Source organism: Bradyrhizobium sp. WYCCWR15520 (assembly GCF_056174665.1).
The window spans coordinates 183,903-190,243 of the sequence record NZ_JBWBWM010000017.1; the positions used below are offsets into that span (position 1 = coordinate 183,903).

Consider the following 6,341-nt stretch of genomic DNA (forward strand, 5'->3'; position numbering starts at 1 on the left):
ATTAATACCCCCGAAAGTATAATGAAGATCTGACCTTTCGTGGTGTTAGCCTTCGTTGTCTCCAGAATCGGCGCAAGACCGATAGAGCAGCGGCAAAGGGGGGACGCCGCACTGAAGGGATTTGCATTCCCCTCGATCATTTCAGCCCGGCGCATTTTGCTGACCGGTGCCTTGAGGGAGGAATTGCAAGCCATGCCTCAATCCGCAGATCACAAGGCAAGAGAAGTCGCTCACTGGAGAAAAACCTCCAACCTGATGTGGACGCATCTCGGGGTCTGGTTCTTCTTCGGCTTCATCATCCACATGTTCGTGGAGCAGCTCAACAAGATCACGATCCCAGTCCTTGATTTCCCGCTCGGCTTCTACATGGCCGCCCAGGGTTCGCTGATCGTGTTCGTGGTCATGCTGTTTCTCTTCGCGAGACAGCAAGACAAGATCGACCGCGAGTTTGGCTTCGCCGAAGAGGATTGAGGGAGGAGCAGATCATGGCTAGCGACACCACCACCACCGGCTCTGAGGCGTTCTACAAACAGCTCGGCCGGATGTATGGCCTCTATACCGGCGGCTTCATCGGTTTCGTCATCCTGCTCGCGATCCTCGAGCAGATCGGCGTGCCGAACAAGATCCTTGGCTATTTCTTCGTGTTCTTCACACTCGCGGTCTACGCCATCATCGGTGTTGCGACGCGGACGGCGCAGCTATCCGAATATTACGTCGCGGGCCGGCGCGTTCCGGCGCTCTACAACGGCATGGCGACCGGCGCCGACTGGATGTCGGCGGCTTCCTTCGTCGGCATGGCCGGCTCGCTGTTCCTGCTCGGGTATGACGGCCTCGCCTGGGTGCTCGGCTGGACCGGCGGCTTTGTGCTGGTATCGATCCTGATCGGACCGTACCTGCGCAAGTTCGGCGCCTACACCGTGCCAGACTTCCTGTCGTTCCGGTATGGCGGCAACTTCGCTCGCTTCCTCGGAGTGATCGTGCTGGTGTGCTGCTCCTTCACCTATGTGACAGCGCAAATCTACGGCACCGGTTTAATTGCCTCGCGATTCCTCGGGATGCAGTTCGAACTTGCGGTTTTCGCCGGGCTTGTCGGCATCCTGCTGTGCGCGATGCTCGGCGGCATGCGGGCGGTGACCTGGACGCAAATCGCGCAGTATATCGTGCTGATCGTCGCCTACCTCACGCCGATCGTGATCCTGGCAACAATGCGCTACGGTATTCCGATCCCCCAACTGACCTACGGCCAGGCGATTCTGGAGATCACCGCCCGCGAGCAGCAATTGGTGAAGGATGGACTGGCGATCCTGTGCACGAAAGACGCCTGTCCGCCAGGGACGCTGCGGCCGCACATTGAGCCCTTCATGAACTACACGCCGCTGAACTTCTTCGGCATCATCTTCTGCATGATGGTGGGCACGGCGTCGCTGCCGCACATCCTGATGCGTTACTTCACCACACCTTCGGTAAAGGAAGCACGGGATTCGGTGGCGTGGTCGCTGCTGTTCATCTTCCTGCTCTACTTCTCTGCGCCGGCCTATGCGGCGTTCTCGAAGCTGGAGGTTTACACCAACATCATCGGCAGGGACCTTACTGCCATCCGCCCATGGTTGTTCAATTGGGGTGAGCTCGGGTTGATCCAGATTTGCGGTAAGAATGCAGTCAATATCGACGCGGTCATCGCCGCCTGTAAGACGATCGCCGGTCATCCCGGCGTACTCCGTTTCCAGGATTTCGTCATCAATACGGACGTGATCGTGCTCTCCACGCCGGAGATCGCGGGCCTGCCGTATGTGATCTCAGGTCTTGTTGCCGCCGGCGGTCTTGCCGCCGCGCTCTCCACCGCCGACGGGCTCCTGCTCGCCATCGCCAACGCGCTTAGCCACGATATCTATTACAAGATGCTCGACCCGAGCGCGCCGACGATCCGCCGGCTCACGGTGGCCCGAGTGCTTTTGTTCTTCGTCGCTGTGGGCTCTGCGGCGCTTGCCGCAACCAAGCCGTCGGACATTCTCGCCATGGTGGGCTGGGCGTTCTCGCTCGCCATGGCCGGTAACTTCCCGGCGCTGGTCATGGGCATCTGGTGGAAGCGCGCTACCACGGCCGGTGCGATCTGCGGCATCATTGCCGGATGGGGCATCTGCCTGTTCTACCTCGTGGTTACGAGGTATTATCCACAGGCCGGCGTAACCTACTTCGGCATGACCTCGCTGCTGAACCCGGAGACGGGTAAGGCGCTGATCAATGTCAGCCAGCTCATGGCCGATCCAAAATGGCTCGCCGACGTGCCGGCGAGTGCGGCGAACCCGATGGCCTCGAAGGTGGGCTGGTTCGACCTCAACAACATCAACTGCGGATTGCTGGGGATGCCGCTCGGCTTCCTGGTGATCTACGTCGTCAGCCTCTTTACCAAGCAGCCGTCGGCGGAGATGCAAGCCTTCATCGACGAGATCCGCAGACCGCGCGGCGAGACCGTGCTCAAGGAAAAAACCACCTAGCGCAATCTTGCAAATCTCAAGAAACGGGGCCCTACGGGGCCCCGTTTTGCTTCCGCGCGATGATCTTGCTCTTGCTGTGAAAATGGACCGTAGTCATTCTCGGACGAGGCTCTTGGCGAAAGCTGTTCGGGAACGCAAAGTTTTTGTCGTAGACTGCTTGAGTGCGGTGTTATCGCAGAGTCGGCGTGTGCTTATGCGCGATGCACTTCGGGGAACATATCCGTGAACTTAGCGACATCTCTTGCCAGCCACTGGTACTTTCACATTCCCAACTTCATTCTGGCCGCACTGATGTACACAATGCTTGGCCGCGTCCTGCTCGGCCTGATGGTGGATGCGGACTCGCCGAACTACATCTGGCGATTTTTCTGCCGGATCACCGATCCCGTCGTAGCCGCCGTCGCGATCGTGACTCCCAAGGTTACCCCGCCGGTCCTGACTTGGCTGTTCGGCTTCGTCTGGCTGTTCTGGCTGCGCGTCGCGCTTCACTACACATTGCTGCTGTTCAATCTCGCGCCCCGGGTTGGGGGAGTTGCACCATGAACCGCAATTTCTATTTCATCGGAATCGCATTCTTCGGCATGATCAACGGAATCTTCAATCAGCTCGCGCTGATTTTCACGCTGCTGTACGTCCAGTTGCTCGCCGGTCCGCTGCTGTTCGGCAGCTTGTCCCTGACGCTGATGTTCGCATCGCTGATGGTTTCGACCGCGACCGTCATCCTGGGCGGGATTCCGGCTGCGATCTACGAGCGGATCACCGGAGCCTCGGAATCGAGTGACGCATCGCTCTGGATATGGCTTGCGGGGACCGCCCTGTTGGCGCTGCCCGCCGCCGGTAACTTTCTCAAGATCGGCCTTTAACGCGCGATTCGCGGTGTTGAGCACGGGCCGCGCTGCCGCTATCCTGCGGCCGGCTTTTCAACCGGTATGCTTCCTTGATTGACGGGGTGGCGGATCGTGGAAGAGATGCGCCGTATCGCCTATGAAACCGTGCTTCGCGCCTGCGGCTTCGCCTCGCTCGCCATCTTCTGCGTCATGATCGGATTGTCATTCCTGCCACGCTCCGCCTTCCAGGCGGGCGGCTTTCTCAGCATCCTGATGACACTGGTTCTGGTGTTGAAAGCCCGGGAAGCCCGGACCAAGGATCACCGCCGGACCGAGATGTGGCTTTATCTTCCCAAGGAGAACCGTCCGCCCCTGGCCTCCGCGCAACGGACGGTTTCGATGGTCATGCGCGAAACCTATCTGCTGTTCGCGAGCTGGACCGCAATGATCTCCATCGTGATGTGGAGCATTGCGCTCGTCTTCTCGGTCATTGGACTTTAGTCCGAAGCCGCGCCGATAAACAGCGGATCAACGACAAAACGGCGGGAAACGCCGCCAGTTCCACCGAAAGTACTATTGGGCCAAGCTTCGCAAACATGTAGTGAGCCCTATTCATAATGCGTGATCTGACGCAACGCACATCTTTGCGATCATAAAAGGGGAGCGATTCGGAAATGTCCACTATCACTGCCACGTCCGGCAAGGCCGGGGGAATGACAAAGGACGAACGTTTCGTCATTGTCGCTTCCTCGCTCGGCACCGTCTTCGAATGGTATGACTTCTACCTCTACGGATCGCTCGCCAGCATCATCGGCGCGCAGTTCTTCTCGGCCTATCCGCCGGCCACCCGAGACATTTTCGCGCTGCTCGCCTTCGCCGCCGGGTTCCTGGTCCGTCCATTCGGTGCCATCGTGTTCGGACGTGTCGGCGACATCGTCGGACGCAAATATACCTTCCTCGTCACCATTCTGATCATGGGCCTGTCGACCTTTATCGTCGGCCTGCTGCCCAATGCGGCGACCATCGGCATCGCGGCCCCGATCATCCTGATCGCGCTGCGCTTGCTGCAGGGTCTCGCGCTCGGCGGCGAGTACGGCGGTGCGGCAACTTACGTTGCCGAGCATGCGCCGATGGGCAAACGCGGTTACTACACCTCGTTCATTCAGACCACCGCGACGCTCGGCCTGTTCCTGTCGCTCTTGGTCATCCTGTTCACCCGAACCATCCTGGGCGAACCTGAGTTCGCGGCCTGGGGCTGGCGCATTCCGTTCCTGCTTTCAGTCGTGCTGCTCGGCATCTCGGTCTGGATCCGGCTGCGGCTGAATGAATCGCCGGTCTTCCAGAAGATGAAGGAAGAGGGCAAGGGATCGAAGGCGCCCTTGACCGAAGCTTTCGCCAACTGGAGCAACGCCAAGCTCGTCATCATCGCCCTGATCGGCGGCGTGATGGGCCAGGGCGTGGTCTGGTACACCGGTCAGTTCTACGCGCTGTTCTTCCTGCAATCGATCCTTCAGGTCGACGGCTACACCGCCAACCTCTTGATTGCCTGGTCGCTCCTGCTCGGCACCGGCTTCTTCATCGTGTTCGGCGCACTGTCCGACAAGATCGGCCGCAAGCCGATCATCCTGGCAGGCTGCCTGATCGCGGCGCTGACCTTCATTCCGATCTTCAAGATGATCTCCTCCAACGCCAACCCGACGCTGGAAAAGGCCATCGAAACGGTGAAGGTGCAGGTCGTGGCCGACCCGAAGGGCTGCGGCGACCTGTTCAACCCGGTCGGCACCCGCGTATTCTCTTCGCCTTGCGATCTGGCCCGCGACTTCCTCGCGAAGTCCTCAGTGAAGTACGAAACCGTCGGAGGCGCGGCCGGCTCGCCCGTGCTGATCCGCATCAACGGCAAGGACGTGCCCTACACCAAGCCGGCGGACTCCAACGCCGGTGCGTCGGCCGCCCTGCAGGAGGCTGGCTATCCGAAGCGCGGCGCCAACCCGACGCTCGTGAAGATGAACCACCCGTTTGACATCTTCAAACCGCAGGTCGCCGCCATCATCGGACTGCTGTTCATCCTGGTGATCTACGTCACCATGGTGTACGGGCCGATCGCGGCGATGCTGGTCGAACTGTTCCCGACCAAGATCCGCTACACCTCGATGTCGCTGCCCTATCACATCGGCAACGGCTGGTTCGGCGGATTGCTGCCGGCGACCTCGTTCGCGATCGTGGCCTCCACCGGCGATATCTATGCGGGCCTGTGGTACCCGATCATCTTCGCTTCGATCACCGCAGTGTTCGGCTTCTTCTTCCTGCCGGAAACCAAGGACGTCGACATCACGAAGTAACCGGCTCACGTTCATCAATCACGGACCGGCCGCGGAGCAATCCGCGGCCGGTTTGCTTTTGGGGGTTTTCAGTCCGTCGCGCCAGCGAACTGCAGCACGATCTCGCGGCGGTGCGGCCGCGCACGGTGCTCGACCAGATAGATCGCCTGCCATGTGCCGAGCGCGAGCGCGCCCTGCAGCACCGGGACGTGCAGCGAGGTCGCGGTCAGCATGGTCTTGATGTGCGCGGGCATGTCGTCAGGCCCCTCGGTGTCATGACGCCAGCCGGCGTTTTCCGGCGCGAGCCGGTTCAGCGCCGTCGTCAGATCGACGAGCACGGTCGGATCGGCATTTTCCTGGATCGTCAGCGACGCCGAGGTGTGACGGATGAACAGCGTCACCGCGCCTTCGCGCGCTCGCGCCTCCGCCACGAATTTTGCGACTTCGGCGGTGAGGTCGGTGAAGCCTGTGCCCGACGTCTGCACCGTCAGCAGCGAGGACACGATGGTGTTGGCGGTGACGGCGGAGGGGGACGTGCGGGAGAAGGACTTTGGTGCGGCCATCACTGCGATCTTCGTAGATTCCATGGGGCGGTGAGCGTGCCCTCTCCGGTAGGTTTGGGTTTCCACACTCGAACCATCGGAGAGTCAGATGCAAGCATCGACCGTAGACACGCCCACCGCCGCACAGTTTGGCACGAT

At 60.4% G+C, this 6,341-nt stretch carries 7 protein-coding genes; 6 read left to right on the forward strand and 1 reads right to left on the reverse strand.

The window, feature by feature from the left end:
- The first annotated feature begins 39 nt into the window (after positions 1-39).
- The 6 genes from AC0QUY_RS20990 to AC0QUY_RS21015 all read left to right on the forward strand — a co-directional run bounded on the left by AC0QUY_RS20990 (position 40) and on the right by AC0QUY_RS21015 (position 5,661).
- A complete protein-coding gene (locus tag AC0QUY_RS20990; RefSeq protein WP_475388198.1) occupies positions 40-471 on the forward strand; it encodes a DUF4212 domain-containing protein in 432 nt (143 codons plus the stop codon).
- Between the two features lie 14 nt (positions 472-485).
- On the forward strand, positions 486-2,495 hold the full coding sequence (locus AC0QUY_RS20995) for a sodium:solute symporter family protein (RefSeq protein ID WP_475388199.1): 2,010 nt from the start codon (positions 486-488) through the stop codon (positions 2,493-2,495).
- Between the two features lie 222 nt (positions 2,496-2,717).
- Entirely contained in the window at positions 2,718-3,038 is a 321-nt protein-coding gene (locus AC0QUY_RS21000; protein WP_475388200.1) for a hypothetical protein, read from the forward strand.
- Complete coding sequence (locus tag AC0QUY_RS21005) at positions 3,035-3,358, forward strand: hypothetical protein (RefSeq protein ID WP_475388201.1); 324 nt, start codon at positions 3,035-3,037, stop codon at positions 3,356-3,358. Before AC0QUY_RS21000 ends, AC0QUY_RS21005 begins: the two co-directional genes overlap by 4 nt.
- A gap of 96 nt (positions 3,359-3,454) precedes the next feature.
- Positions 3,455-3,823, forward strand: coding sequence for a hypothetical protein (locus AC0QUY_RS21010; RefSeq protein WP_475388202.1), 369 nt, complete (start codon positions 3,455-3,457; stop codon positions 3,821-3,823).
- 173 nt (positions 3,824-3,996) lie between these two features.
- Complete coding sequence (locus AC0QUY_RS21015; RefSeq protein WP_475388203.1) at positions 3,997-5,661, forward strand: MFS transporter; 1,665 nt, start codon at positions 3,997-3,999, stop codon at positions 5,659-5,661.
- A 68-nt stretch (positions 5,662-5,729) separates the two neighbouring features.
- Here AC0QUY_RS21015 and AC0QUY_RS21020 read toward each other — a convergent pair whose 3' ends face one another.
- Entirely contained in the window at positions 5,730-6,203 is a 474-nt protein-coding gene (locus AC0QUY_RS21020) for a secondary thiamine-phosphate synthase enzyme YjbQ (RefSeq protein ID WP_161850454.1), read from the reverse strand.
- Positions 6,204-6,341: the final 138 nt, after the last annotated feature.

What these genes read in the sequence shown, in the direction of transcription:
- AC0QUY_RS21015 (WP_475388203.1), top strand. Translation starts at nt 3,997, where the DNA reads ATGTCCACTATCACTGCCACGTCCGGCAAGGCCGGGGGAATGACAAAG.
- AC0QUY_RS20995 (WP_475388199.1), top strand. Translation starts at nt 486, where the DNA reads ATGGCTAGCGACACCACCACCACCGGCTCTGAGGCGTTCTACAAACAG.
- AC0QUY_RS21005 (WP_475388201.1), top strand. Translation starts at nt 3,035, where the DNA reads ATGAACCGCAATTTCTATTTCATCGGAATCGCATTCTTCGGCATGATC.
- AC0QUY_RS21020 (WP_161850454.1), bottom strand. Translation starts at nt 6,203, where the DNA reads ATGGCCGCACCAAAGTCCTTCTCCCGCACGTCCCCCTCCGCCGTCACC.